We start from the raw sequence: 26,434 nt of genomic DNA, 5'->3' as shown, positions 1-26,434 counted from the left end.
ATGCACAAATCGCCATAACGCTTGGGTCTGAGCAAAACTGCTTTTAGTATCCATAGTTGCTTTCATACCAGCATGTAGATAACCGTTTGGGTGAGTGTGATTGTGTACGAGTTGTTGATATCGTTTGATGAGCCTCGTATCTAGCTCCATTTTATCTATGCCATACTGGAAGATTCTATCATTCTTTTTTGCTCTTTTTAAGTTGTGTAGATACCTATGCCTGAAGTGGGTGGTTTTACGGCGACTGGTGATAAAAATTAGTTTAAGGGCCATACTGTAACAAATTTCTGACACACAAGTGTAATAAATTGAAAAAGCCAACAATAGCTGACTTTCGTTTTTTACGTTATATTTTTAGTAATTATCTCAACTTAGGACTTGCTTTAAAGCATAAGTCTACTGAGCAGAAGCTCCTACCAGATGCACCTCGGCGCGCTCTTCTTTGGCGATACCGGCATAGTATTCACGTAAAATCTGTAATACTTCTGGGCGACTGAAGTTCTCAGGGACTTCTTGATCCTCAGACAACGCTTTACGCAGCTTAGTACCTGAAACCTTAACGTGTTGATCTGCATCATGCGGGCAGGTCTTGGTAGAAGCCATTGCCTGACAGCCATTACACCAGAAGGTCCAGTCAATCTTCAACGGCTGAGTCAACATCGCATCCTTGTCAATCTCATCGAAGATAGCCTGCGCATCAAACGGGCCATAATAATCGCCCACACCGGCATGGTCACGGCCAACAATTAAGTGGCTACAGCCGTAGTTTTGACGGAATAACGCATGCAACAAGGCTTCACGAGGACCTGCATAACGCATGTCTAGCGGATAACCGGCTTGAATAACGGTGTCTTTTTTGAAATAGTTATCGATTAAGGTTTTAATCGCTTCTTGACGCACTTCGGCAGGGATATCCCCTGGCTTTAACGCGCCCAGTAGCGAGTGAATCATCACCCCGTCACAGATTTCGATAGCAATCTTGGCCAAGTATTCGTGTGAACGGTGCATTGGGTTACGGGTCTGGAACGCAGCGACTGTTTGCCAGTTTTTCTCTTCAAATAAGGCACGAGTTTCAGCAGGTGTCTTGTAAATCTCAGGATATAAGGTTGGGAACTCACCTTGGCTGAATACTTTAACTCTACCGGCAACGTTAACTTCGCCCTGCTCCGTGACCTGTTTTACACCAGGATGTTCTTCATCGGTAGTAGTAAATACCTGCTGACACTCATGAGCCTTATCAATGGTATAGGTTTCTTCAACAGTGATCACCCCCATAATCTCGCCATCTTCAGCGACTAATGCTACTTCATCGCCTGGCGCAAGTGTATCGGCCTGCTCTTTGCTGGTCGATAAAGTAATGGGGATTGGCCAAAACAAGCCTTTATTAGATCCAGATTTAAGCGTCATCTCATCGACTACGCCTTGCCAATCTGCCTGATTCATAAAGCCTTCTAGCGGAGTAAAGCCGCCAATACCTAGCATGATTAAATCGCCGCGCTCGCGTGAGCTTAGGATAATTTGTGGTAAATCTTTGGTGTTTGCTAAGGCTTGATTTAACTCCTCACCTTCTAATAATAAAGGCTTAAGCGCTTCGCTACCATGGGGCGGTACAATGCTGGTTTTACCAAGGCGTTTTACAATCTTCTGTTCAGTCATATTTAAATCCAGTTGTTTTGATTCCAGTTGGTTGAATATCCGGTTATTTGAACATAGGGTTAGATAGATGCGAAAAAATTAGGTCGAAATCAAACCCTTACATCCCTTTGTAAATGTGATGACAGTAGACTAACGAAATTTACTTATTCTTATCTATGCTGTGTTTGGATATAGATATGACAGATATGAATTTATAAAAAACTTGGGGCGTGGTTAGTATAGCTACATGATTTTTTGTTACCTAAGGGCATATTAACTATGTATAAGTACACTCATGCCGACCAAGCCATGGTTGATGAGCGGGTTGAGCAGTTTCGCGATCAGACCCGCCGCTTCTTAGCTGGAGAGCTACCTGAAGAGCAATATTTGCCGCTACGCCTACAAAATGGCCTATACATTCAGCGCCATGCGCCTATGTTACGCATCGCTGTGCCTTATGGATTATTGGCAAGCTATCAAGTGCGTAAACTGGCTGAAATTACCCGCAAATATGACCGCGGTTTTGGTCACTTCACTACCCGTACCAACCTACAGTTAAACTGGCCTAAACTTGAGGAAGTACCTGATATCCTAGCAGAGCTGGCCTCAGTTCAAATGCATGCCATTCAAACTTCAGGCAACTGTATCCGTAACACCACTACTGATCCATATGCCGGTGTTAATGCCAATGAGATTGAAGACCCTCGCCCTTATTGTGAAATTATCCGCCAGTGGTCAACTTTCCACCCTGAGTTTGCTTTTTTGCCCCGTAAATTCAAAATTGCAGTGATAGGTAGTCCTGAAGACCGTGCGGCTACTCAAGTGCATGATATTGGTCTGCATCTGCTAAAAAATGAAGAAGGTGAAATTGGCTTTGAAGTTATCGTTGGTGGTGGTCTTGGCCGTACACCTATCATTGGTAAAACCATTCGCGAGTTTCTACCGCGTCAGCATCTATTAAGTTATCTAGATGCCATCTTACGCGTCTATAACTTGCATGGCCGCCGTGATAACAAGTTCAAAGCACGTATCAAAATCTTAGTTGAAAGCATGGGTGCCAGAGAGTTTACCAAGCTGGTCGAAAAAGAGTGGGAAACGTTCACCAAAGATGGCGAACTAACCTTGACCGAAGATAACTTTGAGACCGCAAAAAGCTATTTCCCAGAGTTTGATTACGAAACAATCGATGAGCTTGCCAGCAAATCTGAGCTAAGCAAACAGTTTGAGAATAAAGCCTTCGTTGATTGGTATCAGCGCAATACTGTGCCGCATAAAGTAGCGGGTTACCGTGTAGTTGTCGTTTCCTTAAAGGCTGGCTTGGTAGATGGCAAATACGTGCCTGCCGGTGATGTGAACCATGAGCAATTAGATCGCCTAGCTGACCTAGCTGATCAATACAGCTTCGGTGAGATTCGTGGCACCCATCAGCAAAACTTAGTATTCGCTGACGTAAAGCAGACCGATTTATATGCCCTATGGGAAGCATTATCTGAAATTAATTTAGCTCGTCCGAACATCGGTACCTTAACCGATATGATCGTCTGCCCAGGCTTTGACTTATGTGCTCTAGCCAACGCCACTACCTTTAATATCGCTGAGCAAATTGAAAAGCACTTTGATGACATAGACTATCTGTATGATTTGGGCGATATTCAGCTCAATATGTCTGGCTGTATGAATGCTTGTGCGCACCACCATGTGGGTGATATCGGTATCTTAGGTGTCGATAAAAAAGGTGAACACTGGTATCAAATCAGCTTGGGTGGTAGCTCAAAATCAGATACTCGCTTGGGCAATATCTTAGGCCGCTCAGTGGCCACGGAGGAAGTAGCGCCAACCCTACAAAAGGTATTAGACGTCTATACCCAGCAGCGTCATGTCGAAGGGGATACCCCAGAGCCGTTCGCTGACTTCGTACAACGTGTGGGCATCAAGCCATTTAAGGAGGCCGTATATGGGTAATCATAGCATTTTAGACGCTCAGGCAAAGGACATTACCGCTGAGGACAGCTGGTACGCCCTATTTACCTCTGAATTAGCAGATGGTATTGCCTCCAAGACCATCAATTTAAGCGAGCTACTGCATAAGTCAGAGCGCCTAGATGTTATCTTGCCACTAGCTGATATTTTATCGCCGCAGGGTTTATTGACTGAAGTACTGGCTTTAATTGCCAATTACACTAGTCGCGTGGGCTTATGGGCCGATACCAGCATCTCAACTGAGCAATTAGACGAGCTTTTGGCGGCTTGCCAAGACAGCGATCGCCCTTTATTAAATGCCTTAGATCTTATTGTGCTATATCAACCTGGATTTGCTGATGGTCGTAGCTTTAGCCAAGCCCGTCACTTACGTCAAAAAGGCTTTACAGGCGAAATCCGTATCACGGGTCACTTTGGCCGAGATCAGATTGTCTATCTACAGCGCGCTGGTGTCGACAGCTTTGTGATTGCTACCGAAGATCTAACAGATGATATTCAAGCGGCTTTCTCGGTCCTGCCATCCTCTTATGATGGCAACGTGGCCAGTCAGTTACCAATGTTTAGAAAGCAAGCATAGTGGTTTAGATAAACAAACTTAATTATTTAATTTTTAGACCCTTTGTATTTTGGATTATTTTTAGCAAACCTTTAAGGAATGAAACATGACTATCGAAATCAATATCGACCAAGCCAACCAAGAATTACAAGGCAAAACTCCAGAGCAAATCGTTGAGTGGGCATTGGCCAAAGCCGAAAACCCAATCATCACTACCAACTTCCGCCCTTACGAATCAGCCATCTTGCATTTAGTGGCTAAGCAAAAACCAGACATCACGGTATTGTGGGTAGACTCTGGTTATAACACCCGTGCTACTTATGACTTTGCTAATAAGCTTATCAAAGACTTAAACCTAAACGTGGTGACTTACATCCCTCAGCAAACCAGTGCTCACCGTGACGCGACCATGAACGGTATTCCAAGTGTCAATAATCCTCTACATGATGAGTTTACAGAGCAGGTTAAACTTGAGCCATTTAGACGTGCGCTTAGCGAGTTAAAGCCGGACGTGTGGTTTAACGCTATTCGTAAAGATCAAACTGAATTCCGTCAAGGTCTCGACGTACTAAGCCAGTCAAAAGACGGTGTGTTGAAAGTAGCGCCTTTATTCTATAAAAATGATAAAGATTTAGACGCTTACTTAGAAGAAAACAACCTACCTAACGAGTTTGATTACTTCGACCCTACTAAAGTGGAAGAAAACCGTGAGTGCGGTCTACATACTCAGCTGTAAGTTTTATTAGTTAATTAAAAGCTTTCACAGCTTTCAAGCTTCAATAATTTTAAAACAAAAAAACACCGCCTAGCTTATGTTAGGCGGTGTTTTTTATGAGAGACTCTTTTGAATTTAATGCTTCAGTCAAATATTAGTGTTTCAGCCGAATAGCTGTTAAGGCTCATACTTACCCTTTACCGCATTATGAAGAAACTTAATTAGAAGAACACCTCCCATTATCATTAAAAAAGTATTCCCTACACTTCTATCCAGATTTAAAACCTCTTCTAACCCATTGAAAGTAATCCATGCAGCAAACACCATCATCAAAAAATAATAATCACTCCCCTTAAAGGCTTTAAGCAGTTCAGATACCAGAAGAGTCACCCCTATGACAATATCGAAAGAACCTCTAGGCAAAGTATCAGGAAATAGGTAATAGGCCGCACCATATAAGATAATAATGGCCAAACCAACGTAGCCATAAATTCTTAGATCTTGTTTTGGCTTAGGATTGTCTAGATTTTTATTCATACCGTCTTCTAAATTAAAGTGTGGCAATGCAGCGGAGTTTGTCGATCGCAATAATTTAAGTATATATCAGCTTTTTAAGTCGTATTTAAATATTAAAATCAACTTCTTATGACAAATACGAATTAAGTAATATCAAGTTCTATGATGTTAGTTATGGGTTAATACGCCATAATGACTTCATATTCTATATTTTAAGTTTCTGAGTTATGAACACCTTTCCCCTATTTTTTAAATTGACCAATCAACCCGTGCTAATCGTCGGTGGTGGTGAAGTCGCTCAGCGTAAAGCGGACTTATTATCTCGTGCTGGCACGCACATTACTATCTTAGCGCCCGATATCAGTGAAGAAATAAAACAGCTATTGTCCGATGACAAACACAGCTTAATCGCTGAGCAATATGATAAAAAGTATTTAACAGGTAAGCGTATCGTTATCGCCGGTACAGACGATGAAGCGTTAAACCATCAAGTGCATGCTGACTGCCAAGCTTTGAATATCCCAGTTAACGTGGTAGATACCCCGCCCCTATGTGACTTTATCTTCCCAGCCATTGTCGATAGAAATCCCATTGTCATTGGTATTTCTTCTAATGGTAAAGCACCGGTGCTGGCGCGCTTAACCCGTGCTCGTTTAGAGACCCTAATTCCCCAAGGTTATGGCAAACTGGCCAAGCTGGCTGGAGATATGCGTGATGAGGTTAAATCAAAAATACCAACGCTAACCGGACGTCGTCAGTTTTGGGAAAAAGCGTTTGAGGGTAAAGTTAGCGAACTGATGTTTGCTGGACGTGAAGCTGATGCCGAACAAGCATTAAAACAAGACTTAGCAGCCACGTACAGTCGATTATTAAACCAAAAAACCGATAACGGCTCTGATACTGATTTAGACAACCAGACCAATATTGGTGAAGTGTATATTGTTGGCGCCGGTCCAGGTGACCCTGAGTTACTGACCTTTAAAGCGCTACGTTTGATGCAGCAAGCTGACATCGTTTATCACGATGCTCTAGTGTCTGATGCAGTGCTTGATCTGTGTCGCCGCGATGCTGATAAAGTATTCGTCGGTAAAAAACGCAGCAATCATGCGGTGGCGCAACAAGGTATCAACCAGTTAATGATTGATGCTGCCAAATCCGGTAAGCGTGTGGTGCGCCTAAAAGGTGGCGACCCTTTTGTGTTCGGACGTGGTGGTGAAGAGATACAGGCCTTACGTGCTGCTGGTATTCCCTATCAAGTAGTGCCTGGTATTACCGCCGCTGGGGCTGCCTCTTGTTATACCGGCATTCCGCTGACCCACCGTGACCATGCTCAGTCGGTACGCTTTGTGACTGGGTTCTTAAAGTCAGGTGAGCCCAATACTGGCTTTGCTGCTTTAACCAATCCTGAAGAGACGGTGGTCTTTTATATGGGGCTGCATTCAATTGAGCGATTGACCAAGGGTCTGATGGATGCGGGACGAGATCCTAATACGCCGATTGCTATCATCTCTCAGGCCAGTTTACCGACCCAGCAAGTAATGACCGGAACTTTACAAGATATCGTTGCCAAGCATGAGGCCAATCCACTACCGACCCCTGCTTTATTGATTGTCGGTGCAGTGGCTCAGCTACATGATGAGCTGGCTTGGTTTGGAGAAAATATTGTGGATACTGACCAACAGGCGCATGCGCTAAATATGATTTAACAGTCAACTCTAGATTTCAATTAAAGTTTTCAGTAAAAAGCTTTATTTTAAAACATACAAAAAAATAGAGAGCTATGGTACACATTGCTCTCTATTTTATTTTAAGTCATGGCTATAGTTTAGTTATTAATAACAGGTCTGCTTCTGTTATTTAAACCTTTAACACAAACACCAAAGCGAAGTGACCTCCGCACTACGCGCTGCAAATAATGGATCGCTTTCATCTTGGCTCTTGCCATGCATTGGCTCAGTATCCAGACGATATTTGACCTTCAAGCCAGCATCTTCGATCCAGCCTATTAACTCCTCACGAGTGCGCAACTTTAAGTGCTCGGCTAAGTCTGACAGTATTAGCCAAACTTCACCTTCATCTGCCAAATGCTGCTTTGCTCCCATTAACAAGCCTCTAAGCATGGCACTATTAGCATCATACACTGAATATTCTAACGGCGAGCTGGGCTTGGCAGGCAACCACGGCGGATTACAAACTATTAAGTTTGCAGGCGGTGCATCAGTTGGAAATAAGTCCACCTGTTGCAATTGCACGTTGGATAACCCTAAGCGATCAAAATTATCTTGGGCACACTCCAAAGCATGCGGATTTAAGTCGGTAGCGATGATTTGCTTAAAACCACGCTTCGCCAATACGATGGCAAGTAGACCGGTACCAGTACCAATGTCATAAGCAACTTTGCAGCTATCAGGCAGAGGTGCATCAAGTAGTAATTGCACATATTCTTGACGCGTGGGTGCAAACACGCCGTAATGAGGGTGAACTGAGATGCTTAAAGCTTTAACTGGCACCCCTTTTTTACGCCACTGCGCCGCTCCTAACGCTCCCTGCAAGTCCCGGAATGACATAACACAGGCTTCATTCATGTCACCGAAAGCAGCCTCACATGCCTCACTCACCTCAGGGGCTCGGCGAAGATTCAGCTGATAATTGGCATCAAATGATAATAGTAGACGACCTAGGAGACGCGAGCGCTGAGATTGAGCTAGACGATTTTTATGAAATAGCTGGGGCAGATCTTGTGACCCTGAGGAAGATTTTGAACTGTGTGCGTCTTGCACGGCTTTTTTTTCAGCCTTCTCGATTTTTCGTTGTTCAGCACGGTCAATACGGCGCTGTAAGGCTTGGATAAGCTGCTTGGCATTATGATAATCACCGCGCCAGAGCATTGAGGTGCCAGCATTGGCCAAGCGATAGGCTTCATCGGCGGTGATGGTATCATCGATTATAACGATACGTTTGGGCGGGGCATGATTACTTTGTGATAACCAGCGGGCTTTGTGCTCGGTACTGCCCTCTTCCCACTGTAGATATTGACTTGATTTTATAAACACAGACTTACCTTTATATTTCAGCATATTTAATAATATTTCAACACGGCATCATACACTAAATACGCTGCGACCTCCCAATAACCTAGCTTTATAATTGAACTCTATAACTTTTTCACTCTAACTTTCATGGCAATAAGTCTGGCTATCAAAGCTGTAACAAGCCCGCTTAAAATTATTTGTGGTATGATATTTTAGTCCTCGTTGCTGCTTTTAATTGAGCAGATTTTTCACCCCTTATTGCGTTGTATTTGTCTCTATGTCGAACTCTAATAAACTGCCTATCAACACTAAGCCTTTAACCGTATTACACACCTCCGACTGGCATCTAGGTCGCCGACTGTATGGCAATATGCGCTATGACGAATTTGAAGCTTTTTTGGCATGGCTGTCCCAGACCATTCAAGACTATAAAGTAGATGTTCTTATTGTCGCTGGCGATATCTTCGACACCATGACACCAAGTAACCGAGCACAGAATTTGTATTACCGGTTCTTAGGTGAAATATCGCAGTTGTATTGCGATCACGTAGTGATAGTAGCGGGTAACCATGATTCGCCAAGTTTCTTAGATGCCCCTGCAGAGATACTTAAATATTTGAGTGTTCATGTTATCGGTACGGCTTGTGAAAACTTTGAGGACGAAGTGCTGTTATTAAAAGACAAGCACGGTGAGCCGCAGTGTCTTATTGCCGCTGTACCTTATCTCCGAGACCGTGACGTGCGTCTAAGCTTACCAGGTGAATCGACATTAGATAAGGACAAGATGGTGCTGGCAGGTATTCAGCATCACTATGATCAAGTGGCGCAAATAGCCAAAACTCAACAAGCAGCATTAGGTGACCAATACCAAAGACACATTCCTATTATTGCTACTGGGCATTTATTTGCTGCCGGCAGTAAGACCACAGAAGATGACGGGGTGCGCGACCTCTATGTCGGCTCCTTGGGTCAGGTATCTGCCGAGCTATTTGATGACTGCTTTGATTATGTGGCTTTGGGTCATTTACACGTACCGCAAAAGGTAGGCGGCCGTGAGCATATTCGATATTGTGGGTCACCCATTGCTATGGGTTTTGGGGAAGCCCGCCAGCAAAAGCAGGTGCTTTTATTACAATTTAGTGCTGCTATTGAGGACTTAAATCTATCTGCCACTGAAGATAAAATAGCCAAAAACAATGCTCAGGTTGGCCTTTTTAATACCAGTTCTTCTAGCGTAAGTACGGCCATACAGTCTACCAAGTCTGCATCACAAGCAAAAAAACTGGCTGAAGCACAACAAGCAGATTTATTTGGGGACTGGTTTGGAGATGAAGAAGAAACTGACACCACAGTTGATGACTCAATAAATAGTTTACCGGACACCTCTATCGTCAATGACGAAGATGCTGAATCCTCACATAAAGTATTGTTTGACGATAATGAAAAGGCGATGCAATTGTTGTCAATTGCTGTGCCCTGCTTTCAAAGGCTAATGCAGGTTAAAGGTGATCTGCCTTATATTCATCAAACCATTGCTTCTTTACCCAAAGATGAGTCGATATGGCTTGAAGTCATTTATGATGGCGATGAGATCGTTACTGATCTGCGTGACCAAATTAATGCGCTCATTGAGGACACTCAGCTTGATGTGTTAAAAACAAAGAACAATCGAACTTATGACCGTATCCTTCAATCAGAAAACAGCAATGAAACCCTACAAGATTTAGATGAACTAGAAGTGTTTCAGCGCTGCCTAGATATTAATCAGATTTCAGAAGCTCAGCGTCCAAAGTTAATAGATGCTTACTCTGAGATACTGTATAACATCAAACACGATGACAAGATGGCAGAATAACGTTCAAGCTTTGACCTTAATCCCTCAACTTATTTCATATATTTATAAGCGACGGTTACCCTTATCATGCGTCTAATTGAACTGCGATTAAAAAACCTTAACTCCTTAAAAGGAGAATGGCTCATTAACTTTGACGATGAGGCTTATGTTAATGAGGGAATATTTGCGATTACTGGCGATACAGGAGCCGGTAAGACCACCATTTTGGATGCCCTGTGCTTGGCGCTATATGGTGAGACGCCACGTATCGGTACCATTAGTAAATCGACCAATGAAGTAATGACCCGTCAAACCGCCGAATGTATGGCTGAGGTAGTAATAGACATTAATGGCACCCATTATCGTTGCCACTGGAAACAGCACCGTGCCTACAATAAGCCTGATGGCAGCTTACAAGACACTGAGCATGTCATTTCTTATGCCAATGACGGATTAGGCCATAAGGCCGGTACCATTATCGAAGAGAAGTCTTCTTTAACCAAAAAGAAGATAGTTGAATTGACCCGTATGGACTTTCAGCAGTTCACCCGCTCTATTTTATTGGCTCAAGGTAGTTTTGCGGCATTTTTAAGCGCCAAAGCTGACGAACGTGCCGATATCCTAGAGAAAATTACCGGTACTGATATCTATGCCACTATCTCTCAGCAGACTCATGAGAAGAGAAAACTCGAAGAACAAAAGCTGACGACCCTAAAAGCCGGTCTTGAAGGACTTTCTCTACTATCTAATGAGGAGGAAGCCGAATTAAAACTAGAGGCTGAGCAGCTACAAACCAAACGCCAGCAAACCACCAAACAAGAAACTACGCTGGTCAATCAAATAAAATGGCTAGAAAATATCCATACCTTAAAGCAGCAAATCCAAAACTTTAGTGAGCAGTTGGATATTGCAACACAGCAAAAAGCGGACTTTGCCACTGACGCAATTCGCTTACACAATGCCACGCGTGCTTTAGAGATTAAAGATAAATTTGGCGAGTTAAAAAATCAACGTCAAGTAACGACTGATCTTAAGGCCGAGCAGCAAAATCTTGAAGACAGTTTGCCACAATTGAAGCAGACACTTGATGCTAGCGAGATTCATAGAGAGCAAGCCAATATCTCAGTAACTGTTGCCGATAATGAGCTTCAGCAAGCTCAGCCGGTAATTAAACAAACACGAGCACTGGATCAAAGCATTCAAACCCAGAAGAAAACTGTGGCTGACTTTGAACGACAGCAGCAAACAGCAAAGTCAAAACTTGATGGCCTTAATCAGGTTCTCAATACAGACCAGCAGCAACTTACTGAGACCCAAAAAAGTCTTGATAGTCTTAACCTCCTATTTAGCAAGTTTGGCAATCACAGCCAGCTAAGTGGCGATATAAGAGATTTAATACAATATGGAAAGACCATTAGCAGTGCCTTATCTGATAATGCCAACCATAAAAAAATAAGAACTGATTTGGTTAATGAGATAGAGAGTCTGTCAGTTACTATCAACCAGAAAAAACAACTGCAAAATCAGGTAGAACAAAACCTACAAGGGCATCATTCCGCTTTGGCAACGATGCAGCAGCAACAAAAACAGCTGCTTGGTAGTAACGAGGCCAGCCATTTGCGTCAGCAGCTTAACCAGCTCGATGACAGCCGTTACATACTTGATAGTCTCAACACCGAGTTAAACCGGATATCACAGCAAGATACAGTTTTAGAGGCGATGAGCGCCAAACTGCCAGAACTTGTTGCCGCTGTGCCACAAATAACAGCTAATATTGCACAGCAACAACAGACCCTTGATCAACTGAAGCAAAAACATCAAGATGAACAGCAAAAGTTAGAGTTGATGCAGAAACTGGCTCAATTAGAGTCTAAGCTTGAAGATTATATTGTCTTATTGAAGCAAGATAGCCCCTGCCCATTATGTGGCTCAAAGGAGCATCCTTATGCCGACAATCACCCGCACTTGCTACAAAACAATTCAGACCACAAAAATGATTCTGCCCTAGCTGAAGCCAAGCAAGGCATCGAAGTTCTATTGAATCAAATTAATGACAGTGAAGCCAAGCTGTCTGAATATCGCATTAACCTAGCCACGGCGGAGCAAGCCTATACTCATCAGATCCTACAAATTCGTGGTTCTCTTCAGCAAACTCACAGTCAGCTGCTTGAAGTTAATAACAGCGTCAATAGTCATAGACAGACTATAGCCTCTTATACAGACAGTCTAAAGCAAAGTTATAACGACAGTGGGTTATTAGACCTATCAACCGATACGTTTGCAGCGGTAACCTCAAGTGTAGAGAACGCTCTCAATAGCATAAACAATCAGTCAAACTCTGAAGAAAATGCGAAAGCTACTATTGATAATGAGCACTTAACTGCGGCAATAAAGAGCCTGCACAAATTGGAGGCACTTAAAACGGCTATTGACTCTTTTAATGAGTCGCTCACTACCCAAAAAGACAGTATCAACTCAACCTTGAACCAGTTTGATGAGCTGCAACAACAATTAAATCAAAAATCAAAGCAAATAAATGATCTTGAGGCTGATTTTAAACAGCACTCTAGTGTCGTTAATAACTTAGAAAGTACTGAAAAAGAAAAGCAGCAAGAAAACAAACACTTAGAAGCTCAGATAACTACCAACTTTAAAAGCTTAGCAGCGACTGTCAAAGATTTACAGAAGTTACTGGGTGGCTATCATTCTCACTCAATGGACTCTATTGAAGATTTGGACTCCTCGTTAGATTTCTCTGTGATAGATAGTACAAAAAAAGCACTTGATGAAATTGGTGAGGCAACTGACCAGCAAAACATATTCGATAAAGAACACTATGACTCTGTGCTACAGCCTATACGTGACTTTTGTCATCTGCTAAGAAAATTAGAGCAATTGTTTGTAGAAAAAACCCAGAAAAAGGGAGAGCTAGAACAGCAACTAAGCGCTTTGCAGTCGCGAATAGAGAGCAACTCACAACAGCTTAACAGTCAAAAATCCGAATTTGAAGACTTAACTAATCTACTAAAGCAGGCCGAAGAACAATTACTCACACTACAAACAGAGCGCTTTAATTTGTTTGATGAGAAAGATGCAGATGCTGAGCAGACTCGCCTGCAGCAGCTTTTAGACACTGCTAAAACTGCGCTTGCTTCGGCTCGTGAGTCCTATCAATCTAGTAAGCAGCGCTATGAAGATACTGAGCAGCGTCAACAACAGTTATCGAAGAAGTTGAACGATGAGGTCACTGCTCTGACTGCATTGGATAAGGGTTTTGAACAGCTATTGGCTAAATACCAATTTGCGGATGAAGCGGCGTTTCTTAAGGCCGACATGCCCCATGAAGAACGTCAGCAGCTTGCCGAGCGCCAACAGAAAATTTTGACTCAGATAGAGCGCTGTAAACAAAATAAGCTGGATTATGAAAAGCAATTAGCGGAACAGACTGCTAAAGCGATAACCACTGAAACTCAGGACAGCTTGGCTACAAAGCTAGAGGAAACTAAGCAGCTCAAAGATGAGATTAGCCAACAGCTTGGCTCCTTAGAGGAACGCATTAATAGCAATGAGTTGAATAAAAATAAACAATCTGAAGTCTTTGAAGAAATTGAAAAACAAAACAAGGTATTGCAGACGTGGAATGAGTTACATAAACTGATTGGATCCAGCGATGGTAAAAAGTTTAGAACCTTCGCCCAGGGACTGACCTTCGATATCATGGTCGTCAATGCAAATACCCAGTTGCATAAAATGAGTGATCGCTATCTATTGATACGTGATGAGAAGAACCCTCTAGAGCTAAATGTCATTGATAATTATCAAGGTGGGGAAATTCGCAGTACCAAGAACCTGTCAGGCGGTGAAGGTTTTATTATAAGTTTAGCCCTGGCCTTAGGATTATCAAAAATGGCTAGTCATAATATCCGCGTAGATTCACTTTTCTTAGATGAAGGCTTTGGTACTCTTGATGAGGACTCATTAGATATTGCGCTAGATACCCTAACCAGCCTACAACAAGAAGGTAAGCTGATTGGGGTCATCTCTCATGTCCATGCCTTAAAGGAACGCATTCACACTCAGATTAAGGTAGAAAAACTGTCTGGCGGTCACAGTCAACTCAGTGGGCCTGGTTGTCAGCGAGTATAGAGTTTTGGGGGTAGTTAGACTCGATGACTACCCCCAAAACATCAGATAAGCATCAGCTCAGATAAAACAGCTCAGGTTTAAAGAGCCAAGCTCCTATATCGAATTGGCAGCATCATAGGCAGTTTTTATCGCATGCGAGATGTCTGCTACTTTTACGCAGTCTCCCACCTCAATAACTTCAATACCTTGTGCCAATAAGTCACTGCTATCAAAGATTTGCGGGCGTGCGCCACTAGCGATTACCGCAAAATCTGCAACAAAAGGAACAATGTTGCTTTGTTGATCCTTGCAAACAATATTTATTTCATGTGAGGATTGCTGAGATTTTTGTGCTTCTTGTTCTTGAGCTTCCTGAAAATGGTTGGGCTCAATGCGAGTCACTTTAAGACCTGGATGCTGAGTGACCCCATAACGGCGATAAGTTTCTAGGACACTCGGCAATACTGTAATACCGATGCCCGCCCCTACTTCTTCACTCATCTCGACGATCGCCACTTGGCAACCTTGCTCTGCAAGATATTCGGCAGTCTCACAGCCAACGATTCCACCACCGATGATTACCACACGCCCTGTAACTTTTTGCTCACCTGCCAGCACTTTCCAAGCATCACAAACTCCAGAGTCGTCTATACCAACAATAGGTGGCATGAAGCTATTGGCACCAGTAGCAACGATTACCGTATCTGGCGATAAGGAGAGAATACTATCCGTATCAGCCTCACGACCTTGCTGAATCTGAACACCGGCTTGAATACATGCTTGGGTTAAATCTTCGATACTGCGACGAATTTCAATTTTTCGAGGTGGTACTGAGGCAATATTAAGCTGACCACCCAGATAGTTTTGTTTTTCGAAAAGCGTCACTTCGTGACCTTTAGTAGCAGCCACACGAGCAGCCTCTAAGCCAGCAGGCCCCCCCACCTATTACCACTACCTTTTTACGTTGCTCAGCAGGAGTAATAAATCGAACCGCTTCGAAGCCATTCTCAGCATTCACCACACAAGCGATAAAAGAGCGATTAAGAACCGTATCAACACAACCTTCATTACAGCCTATGCAGCGGATAATATCTTGCGGACGTCCAGCAAGAGTTTTATTCACCCAGTCAGGGTCAGCAAGTAAAGCGCGGCCTATACCAACCATATCCGCTTTGCCCTCATTAAGTAGCTCCTCGGACATTGCAGGGTCTATAATGCGCCCAGAAGTACTGACTGGAATTGAAACCACACTCTTCACTAAGGCCGTGATATCTGCAAAGAAGCAATAAGGCTGCACCCCCATGGGCGGAATGGTATCTGCCATATTACCAGTATGGTTCGCTTGAGCCACATGCAGCATATCTACGCCAGCCTGCTCCAGCCACTGGGCAAATATTGGTGCCTCATCAATACTTACCCCACCTTTACCACGCTCAGGTGTAATTACTGGCAATTTGTATTCAATCACCATATCAGGCACAGCAGCCTTCATGGCTTTTACCAGCATCAAAGCAAATCTAGTACGGTTCTCTAAAGAGCCCCCAAACTCATCGCTACGGGTATTCATAATTGGACTACACAAAGCCCCGACCAATCTGTCTCCATGAATACTAACCACATCAACACCTGCCTGCTGAGCACGTAAGGCACAAGCACACATCTTATCGATAATTTGATCTAGTGTCTCTGGCATCACCTCATTCACAAAGTGATCCATATCATGGTGCAGTTGAGAGCGTACTTCTTCCATCTTTCCTGCGGCAAACAAGGCATTCAAAACTTCACTGTTATATTCTGGGTGAAATATCTGTACCCCAAGTTTTGCACCATGCGCATGGACATTGTCAGCTAACTTCCGGAAGCATTCAATTTGACTGTCATCATAAAGCTTTGGGGTAACTGCAAAGCTAGGAATGGGCGCCACATCGCCTAACACGATATACCCGACACCCCCTTTTGCCAAGCGGGTATAAAAGGCACGACTTTGCTCATTGATGGTGCCATCTTTGTCTTCATAGCCAGTAGTTAGTGGCGGAAATAAGACACGGTTTTTAAATTCTTGGCCGCCAATGGTAATAGGTCTTAATATATTCATGGTTTGCTCTAAAGGTATTGCTGGCTAGATATATCGCAGCAGTTTTTTATTAGTAAGTTTCAGTTTTAAGTATCAGTATTGGATGATTGTAAGCTATTGGGGGTATTTAGTCGTTACTATACAACCATAAACAAACGAACTAAGCGCCTGTGGTAACATTATCATATACAAAATAATTAATACCAATATGGACTGACTATGATTAGCCATAATATAACTATTACTGATTTAAATACTGATGCAAAAAGTGTTGATTTTTTTCAACACCCTCCTAACGATACTAAGTCACATTTACTCGCCACTGGCTATCAGCTATTGGCTCAAAAAGGCTTTACTGCAGTAGGCATTAAGAAAATACTTGACACCGCTGGTGTGCCTAAAGGTTCTTTTTATCATTACTTTGCGTCCAAAGAAGCTTTCGGCGAAGCCATTATCCAAAGTTACTTTGAACATTATAAACATCGCCTGAATGCTATCTCTGCACAGGACACTAGTGCGCAACAGAAGCTGTCTAACTACTTTCAGTATTGGCATAACACCCAACAAAACGGCTGTGATCATGAAAAGTGTTTGATGGTTAAGCTTAGCGCCGAGGTCTCAGACATCTCAGACCCCATGCGAAAAGCTTTAGAAAATGGCTCACAGCAAACCATTCACTGGATAAGTGAGCAGGTAGAAGCGGGTTGGGCTGAAGAGTCTATCCCTAGGGCCAGAAATATTTCTGCAGAGAGTATCGCTAAGCGTTGGTACTATGCTTGGTTAGGGGCCAGTTTAATCGCAAAAACCAGTCGCAATAACTCAGCGCTTGATGAAGTCTGGCAAATGACAGCCTCAGACATTGGACTTTAAAAGATTGGTTAATAAAAATTGAACACAATTGCTTATCAGTTATGTTGTTTTGTAAAGCTACTAGACGACTGGTCTAATAACGCTGTATGATTCTCAGCAAGTTAACAACATCTCCTATTCATTTTTTTAATTACGACTTTTTAATACTACTTTTAATTAATCACCTTTTTTTAATAATCATCTTAAAGGACATTTATGAACAATTTTCAATATTACAACCCAGTACGCATTGTATTTGGTGAAGGTCAAATCAAACAATTGGCTGACTTAGTACCTGCCAAAGCTCGGGTATTAATCACTTATGGCGGTGGTTCTGCAAAACGCACCGGTACCCTTGATGAGGTTAAAACCGCTTTAGATAATGGTGGCGAGCGTCAGATATTTGAATTTGGCGGTATTGAGCCAAACCCTGAGTTCACCACTTTATTAAAAGCAGCTGACATGGTGAATGAACAAAATATCGACTTTATTCTAGCGGTAGGCGGTGGTTCAGTTATCGATGGCAGTAAGTTTGTGGCGTTAGTTTCTCACTTAAAAGAAGAAGACGGAACAGTATCTCGTGAGCAAGCCTGGGATGCTTTGACCAGCTATACTAAGAACATTGATTCAGCAGTAGATTTAGGCGCAGTATTGACCATTCCGGCGACTGGCTCTGAAATGAACTCTGGCGGCGTAATCAACTATAGTGAACGTCAAGCGAAGCTACCTTTTGGCAACCCTCTTGCTTATCCAAAATTCTCAATTCTAGATCCTACTAAGACTTTAACTCTACCTGAGCGTCAAGTAATGAACGGCGTTGCAGATGCCTTTGTTCACGTTATGGAACAGTATTTGACCTATCCTGTGAATGCCAAAGTGCAAGACGCTTTTGCTGAAAGTCTATTAAAAATTCTTATCACTGAAGGTAAAGCGGTTAAAGAGAATCCTGAAGACCTAGAAGTGCGTAAAAACATTATGTGGACAGCGACCATGGCATTAAATGGCCTAATTGGGACTGGCGTACCTCAAGACTGGACTACTCACATAATTGGTCATGAGCTAACCTCTTTGCATAGTATTGATCATGCCCGCACTTTAACTATTGTGTTGCCCTCACTAATGCGTGAGTTAAAAGACAGTAAAAAAGACAAGTTACTTCAATACGCTCGCAATGTGTGGAATATCAATAACGATGATAAACAACTAAGTGATGATGATGTCATTGAAACCGCCATTGCTTATACCGAAGACTTCTTTAAGGCGCTAGACCTACCTATCAACTTAGCTGATGCAGACTTAGATGAAAGCGCCATTGAGCCTATTATTAAGCAATTAAAAGCTCACGGTATGACTACACTAGGTGAGCATAAAGCCAATGATTTAGAAGTTTCACGTCGTATTTTACAACGTGCTGCTCAAGCTTAATTATCGTTGAATTGCTGTATACCTGACTTATTACTTTATAGTTATATAAGTTAAGTTATAAATAAGTCAGGTTATAAATTAGGTACAAAAGCACGACATAGGCACAGCTGCCCTGCTCTAAAATGAATACTGCATAAGCAGCTGTGTCCCTTTACTTAAAAAGTAACTGCTAAACATAGCATTTATTATAAACATACAATTATTAATACCCTTCGATAATAAAAATTACTGCATAAAACAAACCCAATAACAATAAAGGATAACTCCATGAGTTTTACCAATACCCAATCTGATACTTTAAATCGTCAAGTTAAGCTGGCCAGCCGTCCACACGGCAAACCGGTTAATGATAATTTTGAATTAGCCACGACTGAAGTTCCAACCGCTGCGGATAATGAGATGCTACTGCGCACCTTATATCTATCACTTGACCCTTATATGCGTGGTCGCATGAGCGATGCCGAAAGCTATGCTGATCCGCTTGAAGTAGGTGATGTCATGCTAGGCGCCACTGTCTCACAATTAGTCAACTCTAACGTCGATGGCTTTAGTGAAGGTGATATCGTAGTGGCTTATAGTGGCTGGCAAGACTATAGCGTAAGCGACGGCGAAGGGGTTTATAAGCTCTCTAAAGACATGAGTAACCCTTCATACGGTCTAGGCGTGTTAGGTATGCCAGGATTTACAGGTTATATGGGCTTGACGGATATCGGTAAACCAAAAGGAGGCGAAACTTTAGTGGTAGGCGCGGCAACCGGTCCAGTGGGTGCTACAGTTGGCCAAGTAGGTAAACTGCATGGTCTGAAAGTAATTGGTGTGGCAGGCGGCGAAGACAAATGCAAATTTGCGGTAGAAGAGCTTGGCTTCGATCAGTGTCTCGATCACCGTGCTGATGACTTTGAACAGCAATTAGCAGCGGCATGTCCAGATGGTATCGACATCTATTATGAAAACGTGGGTGGCCGTGTATTTGATGCGGTATTACCGCTACTTAATGGCCATGCTCGTATCCCAGTATGTGGTCTTGCTGCTCATTACAACCAAACTGAATTACCAGAAGGTAAAGACCGCTTAAGCCTACTTATGAGTAATATCCTAAGAAAACGCTTAACGGTTAAAGGCTTTATTATCTTTGAAGAATATGGTGATCATTTCCCAGAGTTCTTACAGACCATGGGCAAATGGGTATCTGAGGGCAAAGTAAAAACTAAAGAACATATCGTTGACGGTCTGCAAAACGCCCCTGAAGGTTTTGTTGATATGCTATACGGTAATAACTTTGGTAAAACAGTAGTAAAAGTTGCTGACCCTAAATAGCTATTAGCTGTAGATAGTTTTTAGGCAAGAAATTAATAAGATAAAAAATTCACAATAAATAATGGAATAACTATGAAAGTATTAATGGTATTAACTTCACACGATAAACTGGCCGAAACCGGAAAGAAAACGGGCTTTTGGCTAGAAGAATTTGCCGCCCCTTATTACGCATTTAAAGATACCGGTGCTGAGATTACCTTGGCCTCTCCTGCCGGCGGTCAACCTCCTCTAGACCCTAGTAGCGATACCCCCGATGCTCAGACCGAATATACTGATCGCTTCAAACAAGATACCGCTGCTCAAGAGCATCTAGCCACCACTCATAAGTTAGCTGAAATCAATAGTGATGATTATGATGCCGTCTTCTATCCTGGTGGTCACGGCCCATTATGGGATTTAGCAGTGGATCTAAAGTCAATCGCCCTTATCGAAGATTTTGTGAATTCTGATAAGCCAGTGGCGTTCGTTTGTCACGCCCCTGCTGCTTTGAAAAACGTCAAAGTTGATGGCGAATATCTTGTTAAAGATAAAAAAGTAACCGGCTTTAGTAACACCGAAGAAGAAGCAGTTGGTCTGAGCGACGTGGTACCTTTCTTATTAGAAGATGCCCTAAAAGAAAATGGCGGTCTTTACGAAAAAGGCGCAGATTGGCAGTCTTATGTGGTCGAAGATGGGCTACTAATTACTGGTCAGAACCCTGCGTCATCTGAAGAGACAGCCCAGCGTTTAATCAAACGTCTACAGGCATAAGTCAAAAATATTTAAAATAAACCGTTTATCTTAGATAAAAAAACAGTGCCAATTGGCACTGTTTTTTTTTGCTAAAAAGTTTAAAACCCAACTAAGAGCAACTGACAAAATTGCCTTTATTATCAATACACATCTGAGCACCATTGGGCGCATTGGCGACCCAAGCTTTACCGCCAGTAAACACAAATGGCTGTGCACCTTTGTAGGTAGCACCTCTGCCTCGACGAAGCTTTGATTCTTCAAAGTTAAACGGAATAACCAACTCGCCAGCCAAGTTAACAAAGCCCCATTTATTGTCCATTTTTACCCCCGCAAGACCTTCAGAGAAAGGCATGGCTTGCTGGAATAAAAACTTGATCATTGGCACTCCGCTATAGTTCACATAGCCCCATTTACCGTCACGCTGTTCTGGTTGCCAAACTTCGGTATTACTGAAACTTGGACTAGGCGCTGGTGTTTGAGTAATACTTGGGCTTTGAATGACTGTCGTAGTATTTATCACAGGCTTAGCCGTTGAAGCAGTCTGTGTGACATTACGATTGGAAACCGTCTGGGCTGGATTTGCAGTGGGTCTTCCATTAATATCTACCCACTGAGTCCCATTCCGAGTTGTGATGGTTGCCAAGTTACCATTAAAATCACTGATACTTTGATTATTGGCTGAAAAAGGAACGATGACTCGGTTACTGGTGTCAATGACGCCAAAGTTGCCTCCCTTTTTCACCACGATACGATTGTTACTTACCGCACGTGACCAACCTTTGGTTTGTCTATCTCCATTAATGGTGTCATAGACTACTGGAATAACTTCTCGACCCGAAGTATTGATATAACCTACTCGGCCCAATCTCTGAACCGGAATGAGCCCATCTTTAAGTTTACTGACATCGATACCATTGTATCGCGATAAATCAGCAATTCGCCTCCCTTTCTTATCCAGTAAAGCTACCGGCTGACCGGAGTCTTTTAGGGCTAAAAAATAATCACTACTGGCCGTACAAAAAACATTAGAATAGTAACTTTTGGGCACCTGACAGGCATAGGCAGGCACAGTTGTAGCGCCTAACACAGCACAAAGTGAGAGGGATTTTATTAAGTGTGATTTTAAATTACGAGTATTATTTAAGGTCATGTCTCTGATATATAGTCGATAGATTATGTGTTTATTGAAAAATAACAGAATTCAAATAGATATACCATGTTTGCAATAAAATATTGCAAACGAGTAGTATTAAGGAAACTCTGTTTCGACTATTTTAAATACTTATATACTCATTAATTAGTTAAATCCTAAGTTATAGAATCCTTAAGTATGAACAACCTTAATTTGATAAAAACTTCTGTTCAAGCCAGCTATTCATAAACACATTATCGGGATCATATTGCTCGCGTATCTCCAAAAAGCGTGCCATTTGCGGATACAGCTCATGCAGCTCATCCGTATTAAGCTTATTGACCTTACCCCAATGCGGGCGACCTTGCCACTTTTTCATATAGTCGTAAAGCCAATTGAATAAAGGCTCGCAGTCCATACCTTTATATACGTGAAATGAGAGTACCGCGCAGTCTTCACCCTGTGTTGGGCTAAGCATTCCCGTCTCGCCCTTATGTGTACGCACCTCAATGGGGAAATGCGATAATTTATTATCTTCTAATAAAATATCATTAATCTCAGTGATACCGGCCTCAAAATCTGACAGCTTAATAAAGTATTCTGACTCATTAAACTTAACCCCGCGCGGCGTTGGAAACACTTCAAAGCTGTAACCTTCGCGGTGGGTGTTAGGAATAGAATTGGCTGAGATCTCACTTACCTTTTTAGTCAGCTTAGGATTCATTCTTGCCAACTCAGAGAGTACATAAAAAGCGCCGTTAAGCATAACTATACTGTCAAAATGATCTTTCATCTTTTGGCCACGGCGCATTGGCTTTGGGGGAATTAAAGACAAGGTCTTTTGCTGCAGCTTATTGGTTCCTGGAAATAAAAACCATTCCATATGTCGATGAGCCCGTGCTGTATCATGAAAATTTGCCAACCCTTGTTCAAACTCTAAGCGCTCATTGGACTCTCGCAAGCCATATAAATCCACAACTTTTAATGTCAGTTTGGTAAATACTCCAAGCATACCCAGACTGACATGTAGTGCATTACCCAACTCGTCAGTATTTGGGTCGCCGCGTTTATGACTGTGTAGTTCGCCCTTGCCATCTATCCACTCCCAACCCACAACTTGGTTGGCTACCGAACCTAGACCAATACCTGTACCGTGGGTGGCGGTACTGACCGCGCCAGCAATGGTCTGCGCTTGCACATCCCCCATGTTTTCAAGTGCCAAGCCATGCTCAGCCAAAGCCGGCCCAATTTCATATAAATAGGTGCCCGCGTGCAATGTAGCCAATTTATTGGCTTTATTCACCGAGATTAAGCCGCGCATATTATGCAAAGTTACAGCGATCTCTTCAGGTCTAGCACAGTCACTAAAGGAATGTGCTGCGCCAGTGACCCGAACTCGCTTTTTGTCAGCACGGGCTTGTATGATAACTTGTTGCAGCTCCTCCACCGAATGAACCGAAAGCTTTTGTTCTGGCTCCGAGGTGACATAGCCAACCCAGTTTTCCCACTTATTATTTGTCTGCCAGTGTTTTAATGAAAACATTGTCCTTGTCCTCGATAAGTTGTCATAACTTGCGCAGTTCCATCTGCTATCACGGGTGCATTGTCACGATAACACACCAACTCATTAAAGTGCTCAGCTAACTCGCCGGCTTTGGCATGGCGGCACCACACTGCCTCACCAATTCTTGGCATATTGCCCTGCTTTATAACTTCATTATCCACTGAAAATGGCGTTTGTACTTCTCCAAATCCTTCATCGGGCAGTAAAGACAAACCCTTGGGATAGTGCACTACCGGCGCTTTATCAGCACTCACTGCACCAGAAGCAATAAAGCCGCCCCCTTGGCAAGTAACCACCCCTTTTTCAGGCTGGCGTGTCACTGGCAATACAAAGCCTGCTGCTGGGAGAAAGGGCTGCATGCTCTCCATATAATCAAAATACGCCGGCTTATAATAAGCTGAACCCACCGTAATCTCAGTCACTTCCGGCTGGCATGAGGTGAAGTCCATACTACCACTACCCCCTCCGTTGACCAGCTTAAGCTGATACCACTGTTCAGTAATCCAGCGCACTATGCTTGCGCGGCGACGGCTAACTTGTTTTTTGGAGCCAGTTTTTAATACTTTAATCGCGGGCGTGAGCAATGATTTACCTGGGATATGCTCTGCCAGCCCAGCAATCTGAGCCTCATAACCCATTACCGCATCTAGATTTATATGCGATAGGCCACCCGCCTTCTCCATTAGCTTTTTGACATCGCTTTTGCGCATTAAGGCCGAGCGCTTGGTGCCAAAATAAAGCTTGGGTAGTGGCATAGACATATTGATATCTAAGCACACCTCAATTTTTTGGCCATGCTCCTCACCTATCTCATCAAGCAGGCGTAAGTGCTCAATGCGATCCGCCATCCAAATCATGGTAGCGCCTTGCTGAGTATATTTGAGCGTTTCGACCACACTTTGAGTATCTAAAGTGGGATAAGCACATAAGATATTATCAAAGCCATTTTGTAGCAAATACAAAGACTCGGCAGCACTGTAAGACATGAGGCCGATAAAGTGAGGGGTCTTTTTTTGAATGTAACGCAGAACATCGATAGAACGAATTGACTTGGTCGCGATGCGCAACTTAACCGCTTGGGTCTTTTGGTTAACCAGCTCAATATTATGATCGAGCGCATCCATATCTAGCCAAGCACTCACCTTAGACGGTGCAGGCAGTTGGGCAAAATCCATTTTTACTATCCTTAACAACAAATTAAAAACTATCAAAGTGCGGCTTTATAACAACTACCGCTTTATAGTAATCTGCTTATCCTAACAGATTATTTTCATCTTAAAAAATAAAAAAGCAGCAAGGCAAACTAAATTCTGTCTTGCTGCTATTGTCACATATTACCGGCTTAATTTAGCACAAAGCTTGTTAATCTAATGTAGCGCTTCAAAATGCTCTTGAATATAGGCCTGTCCTTCCACATCCAAACACTCAACCAATGAGCGACTCCACTTAGGTTGACGGTCTTTATCTACCAATAACGCACGCACGCCTTCGCTAAAGTCGGGGTAATTAACGCAGTGCAGAGCCACATTAGTCTCAAGCGCCATCACTTCCGTTAATGATAGGTTATGGGCACGCTGATACATCTCATAAGTAATCGCTTTGGTCACCGGGCAACCATAACGATAGTTTGCGACTGCAGTTTTGAACCAATCACTTTCAGCAAGCTCTGGGCAGAAGTTTTTGATATTTTCATCTGACTGTAAAATATCATCTATTTTATCTAATCCACCACAGTTCATAAGCTTTTGAATGGGCTGCATAAATTTAGCAATGTTGCTTGGTGCAAATTCGATATTCGCAGCAGATTGTGCACTAAAGTGACTTAGCGTTTTGGTGGTAATTTGATGTAATTTACTGCTTAGGCTATTTAAAGTGGGTTGACCTAAAGCCTCATTCCAATCAGCCTCACATAAGCTTTGCAGCATGGCATCAAAGTCTTGGCTGGACATTTTGAAATCTGCTAAGTTACATAGTAAAGCATCGTTGGCATTGGCATCAGCGCCTGTTAGCCCCATAAACAAACCAGTCTTGGCAGGGAATCGCTGTAAAAACCAACTGCCTGTTGCATCGGGGAACAAGCCAATATTTACCTCTGGCATAGCAGCACGGGTAGTCTCAGTGACAATACGATGGCTACTGCTGCTTAGTATGCCCATACCACCGCCCATTACAATACCACTGCCCCAGATAATAATCGGCTTATGATATTCATGCATTTGGGTGTCTAAATGATATTCACTGGCGAAGAAATCAACTGCTTCTGGCGGGGCTATGCCTTCTCCATCCCACTGCTGGCGTGCTTGATACAGCTGACGAATATCACCACCAGCACACAAAGCACGCTCGCCAGCACCATGAATTACTACTGCTACAAGATTGTCGATCTGTTCCCACTCTGTTAGCTGTGCGCTGATTAGCTTGCACATATTGGTGGTCAGTGCGTTTAGAGACTTTTCACGATTTAGAGTAACTAAGCCAATTAACAGCCCTTGCTTGATTTTTATTTCTTCAAACAATACCTCTGTATTGTCAGCTGCCGGTATACCCTTGGCAACTAAACTCTTTTGATTCGATTGCATATGAATGTTTGCCCTAATTTAAATAGCTTTTCTAGTTTTTGTGTTTTTTTGCAGTAGATGATAAAACAAGGATGACCCTTAGTGTAAATGTAGCCCCAAACAGTCAAGTCATCTTAATTGGTATGTCTTATCTGGATGTGATAACTGCCCATTATCACATCCGCTTTTAATAAGGCGCCTATACTATCATATTGTTTTTTCTCTGCACACGACAAAAAAACAAAAAAGTCTGTTAAAGCAAAGGCATAATAGTAATTTTTAAGACGAATCAGACCATGCCAAACTTTAACAGACTTAGTGAAACTTTAACCCAAAACCTGAGTATGAACAAGGCAAGAATCACATGTTTGAGCCTAATGATAATAGCCC

At 42.8% G+C, this 26,434-nt stretch carries 19 protein-coding genes and 1 pseudogene; 10 read left to right on the top strand and 10 right to left on the bottom strand.

Annotation, left to right across the window (positions count from 1 at the left end; genetic code table 11):
- Both A1019T_RS13395 and sat read right to left on the bottom strand, forming a co-directional pair.
- Positions 1–273 (bottom strand): annotated as a pseudogene (locus A1019T_RS13395) (hypothetical protein); the annotation flags it as partial.
- Between the two features lie 123 nt (positions 274–396).
- Positions 397–1,656: a sulfate adenylyltransferase gene (gene sat, locus A1019T_RS05920; RefSeq protein ID WP_077450851.1), complete on the bottom strand. Its 1,260-nt coding sequence runs from the start codon at positions 1,654–1,656 to the stop codon at positions 397–399.
- Between the two features lie 258 nt (positions 1,657–1,914).
- On the opposite strand from sat, the gene A1019T_RS05915 reads away from it, so the two are divergent.
- The 3 genes from A1019T_RS05915 to A1019T_RS05905 all read left to right on the top strand — a co-directional run bounded on the left by A1019T_RS05915 (position 1,915) and on the right by A1019T_RS05905 (position 4,907).
- Positions 1,915–3,597: a nitrite/sulfite reductase gene (locus tag A1019T_RS05915; protein ID WP_077450850.1), complete on the top strand. Its 1,683-nt coding sequence runs from the start codon at positions 1,915–1,917 to the stop codon at positions 3,595–3,597.
- Positions 3,590–4,192: a DUF934 domain-containing protein gene (locus A1019T_RS05910; RefSeq protein WP_077450849.1), complete on the top strand. Its 603-nt coding sequence runs from the start codon at positions 3,590–3,592 to the stop codon at positions 4,190–4,192. The genes A1019T_RS05915 and A1019T_RS05910 overlap by 8 nt, the downstream gene beginning before the upstream one ends.
- Positions 4,193–4,277: 85 nt before the next feature.
- Positions 4,278–4,907, top strand: a complete 630-nt coding sequence (locus tag A1019T_RS05905) for a phosphoadenosine phosphosulfate reductase domain-containing protein (RefSeq protein ID WP_077450848.1) — start codon at positions 4,278–4,280, stop codon at positions 4,905–4,907.
- A 156-nt stretch (positions 4,908–5,063) separates the two neighbouring features.
- Here A1019T_RS05905 and A1019T_RS05900 read toward each other — a convergent pair whose 3' ends face one another.
- Positions 5,064–5,423: a hypothetical protein gene (locus tag A1019T_RS05900; RefSeq protein WP_077450847.1), complete on the bottom strand. Its 360-nt coding sequence runs from the start codon at positions 5,421–5,423 to the stop codon at positions 5,064–5,066.
- A gap of 206 nt (positions 5,424–5,629) precedes the next feature.
- On the opposite strand from A1019T_RS05900, the gene cysG reads away from it, so the two are divergent.
- Complete coding sequence (gene cysG / locus A1019T_RS05895) at positions 5,630–7,108, top strand: siroheme synthase CysG (RefSeq protein WP_077450846.1); 1,479 nt, start codon at positions 5,630–5,632, stop codon at positions 7,106–7,108.
- A gap of 159 nt (positions 7,109–7,267) precedes the next feature.
- Here the strand turns inward: cysG and A1019T_RS05890 are convergent, their stop codons facing one another.
- Positions 7,268–8,479 carry a methyltransferase gene (locus tag A1019T_RS05890; RefSeq protein ID WP_077450845.1) on the bottom strand — a complete coding sequence of 404 codons (1,212 nt, stop codon included), beginning with the start codon at positions 8,477–8,479 and terminating at the stop codon, positions 7,268–7,270.
- A 232-nt stretch (positions 8,480–8,711) separates the two neighbouring features.
- On the opposite strand from A1019T_RS05890, the gene A1019T_RS05885 reads away from it, so the two are divergent.
- Positions 8,712–10,289 (top strand): exonuclease SbcCD subunit D C-terminal domain-containing protein, encoded by a 1,578-nt coding sequence (locus A1019T_RS05885; protein WP_208608042.1) that lies wholly within the window; start codon positions 8,712–8,714, stop codon positions 10,287–10,289.
- 66 nt (positions 10,290–10,355) lie between these two features.
- Complete coding sequence (locus A1019T_RS05880) at positions 10,356–14,414, top strand: AAA family ATPase (protein ID WP_077450844.1); 4,059 nt, start codon at positions 10,356–10,358, stop codon at positions 14,412–14,414.
- 93 nt (positions 14,415–14,507) lie between these two features.
- Here the strand turns inward: A1019T_RS05880 and A1019T_RS13390 are convergent, their stop codons facing one another.
- Positions 14,508–15,335 (bottom strand): FAD-dependent oxidoreductase, encoded by an 828-nt coding sequence (locus A1019T_RS13390; RefSeq protein WP_208608041.1) that lies wholly within the window; start codon positions 15,333–15,335, stop codon positions 14,508–14,510.
- Positions 15,289–16,488 carry a bilirubin reductase gene (bilR, locus tag A1019T_RS13385; protein WP_208608040.1) on the bottom strand — a complete coding sequence of 400 codons (1,200 nt, stop codon included), beginning with the start codon at positions 16,486–16,488 and terminating at the stop codon, positions 15,289–15,291. Before bilR ends, A1019T_RS13390 begins: the two co-directional genes overlap by 47 nt.
- Before the next feature lie 198 nt (positions 16,489–16,686).
- Here bilR and A1019T_RS05870 point away from each other — a divergent pair, with 198 nt between their 5' ends.
- The 4 genes from A1019T_RS05870 to A1019T_RS05855 all read left to right on the top strand — a co-directional run bounded on the left by A1019T_RS05870 (position 16,687) and on the right by A1019T_RS05855 (position 20,808).
- Positions 16,687–17,337, top strand: coding sequence for a TetR/AcrR family transcriptional regulator (locus A1019T_RS05870; RefSeq protein WP_077450843.1), 651 nt, complete (start codon positions 16,687–16,689; stop codon positions 17,335–17,337).
- A 195-nt stretch (positions 17,338–17,532) separates the two neighbouring features.
- Positions 17,533–18,741 carry an iron-containing alcohol dehydrogenase gene (locus A1019T_RS05865; protein WP_077450842.1) on the top strand — a complete coding sequence of 403 codons (1,209 nt, stop codon included), beginning with the start codon at positions 17,533–17,535 and terminating at the stop codon, positions 18,739–18,741.
- Between the two features lie 267 nt (positions 18,742–19,008).
- On the top strand, positions 19,009–20,058 hold the full coding sequence (locus tag A1019T_RS05860; RefSeq protein WP_077450841.1) for an NADP-dependent oxidoreductase: 1,050 nt from the start codon (positions 19,009–19,011) through the stop codon (positions 20,056–20,058).
- Positions 20,059–20,130: 72 nt separating this feature from the next.
- The gene (locus tag A1019T_RS05855; protein WP_077450840.1) at positions 20,131–20,808 is read left to right on the top strand and encodes a type 1 glutamine amidotransferase domain-containing protein; all 678 of its coding nucleotides are present in this window, start codon (positions 20,131–20,133) and stop codon (positions 20,806–20,808) included.
- 91 nt (positions 20,809–20,899) lie between these two features.
- Here A1019T_RS05855 and A1019T_RS05850 read toward each other — a convergent pair whose 3' ends face one another.
- From A1019T_RS05850 to A1019T_RS05835, 4 genes are all read right to left on the bottom strand, one after another.
- Entirely contained in the window at positions 20,900–21,940 is a 1,041-nt protein-coding gene (locus tag A1019T_RS05850; RefSeq protein WP_077450839.1) for a WG repeat-containing protein, read from the bottom strand.
- 190 nt (positions 21,941–22,130) lie between these two features.
- A complete protein-coding gene (locus A1019T_RS05845; protein ID WP_077450838.1) occupies positions 22,131–23,465 on the bottom strand; it encodes a D-arabinono-1,4-lactone oxidase in 1,335 nt (444 codons plus the stop codon).
- Positions 23,453–24,661 carry an alanine racemase gene (locus A1019T_RS05840; protein WP_077450837.1) on the bottom strand — a complete coding sequence of 403 codons (1,209 nt, stop codon included), beginning with the start codon at positions 24,659–24,661 and terminating at the stop codon, positions 23,453–23,455. The genes A1019T_RS05845 and A1019T_RS05840 overlap by 13 nt, the downstream gene beginning before the upstream one ends.
- Positions 24,662–24,853: 192 nt before the next feature.
- Positions 24,854–26,065 carry an enoyl-CoA hydratase/isomerase family protein gene (locus A1019T_RS05835; RefSeq protein ID WP_077450836.1) on the bottom strand — a complete coding sequence of 404 codons (1,212 nt, stop codon included), beginning with the start codon at positions 26,063–26,065 and terminating at the stop codon, positions 24,854–24,856.
- Positions 26,066–26,434: the final 369 nt, after the last annotated feature.

Origin of the sequence: Psychrobacter piechaudii (assembly GCF_900162825.1) — a bacterium.
Taxonomy (GTDB): Bacteria; Pseudomonadota; Gammaproteobacteria; order Pseudomonadales; family Moraxellaceae; genus Psychrobacter; species Psychrobacter piechaudii.
Note: the sequence above shows the minus strand (reverse complement) of the source record. Positions and strands in the feature narration are given on the sequence as shown.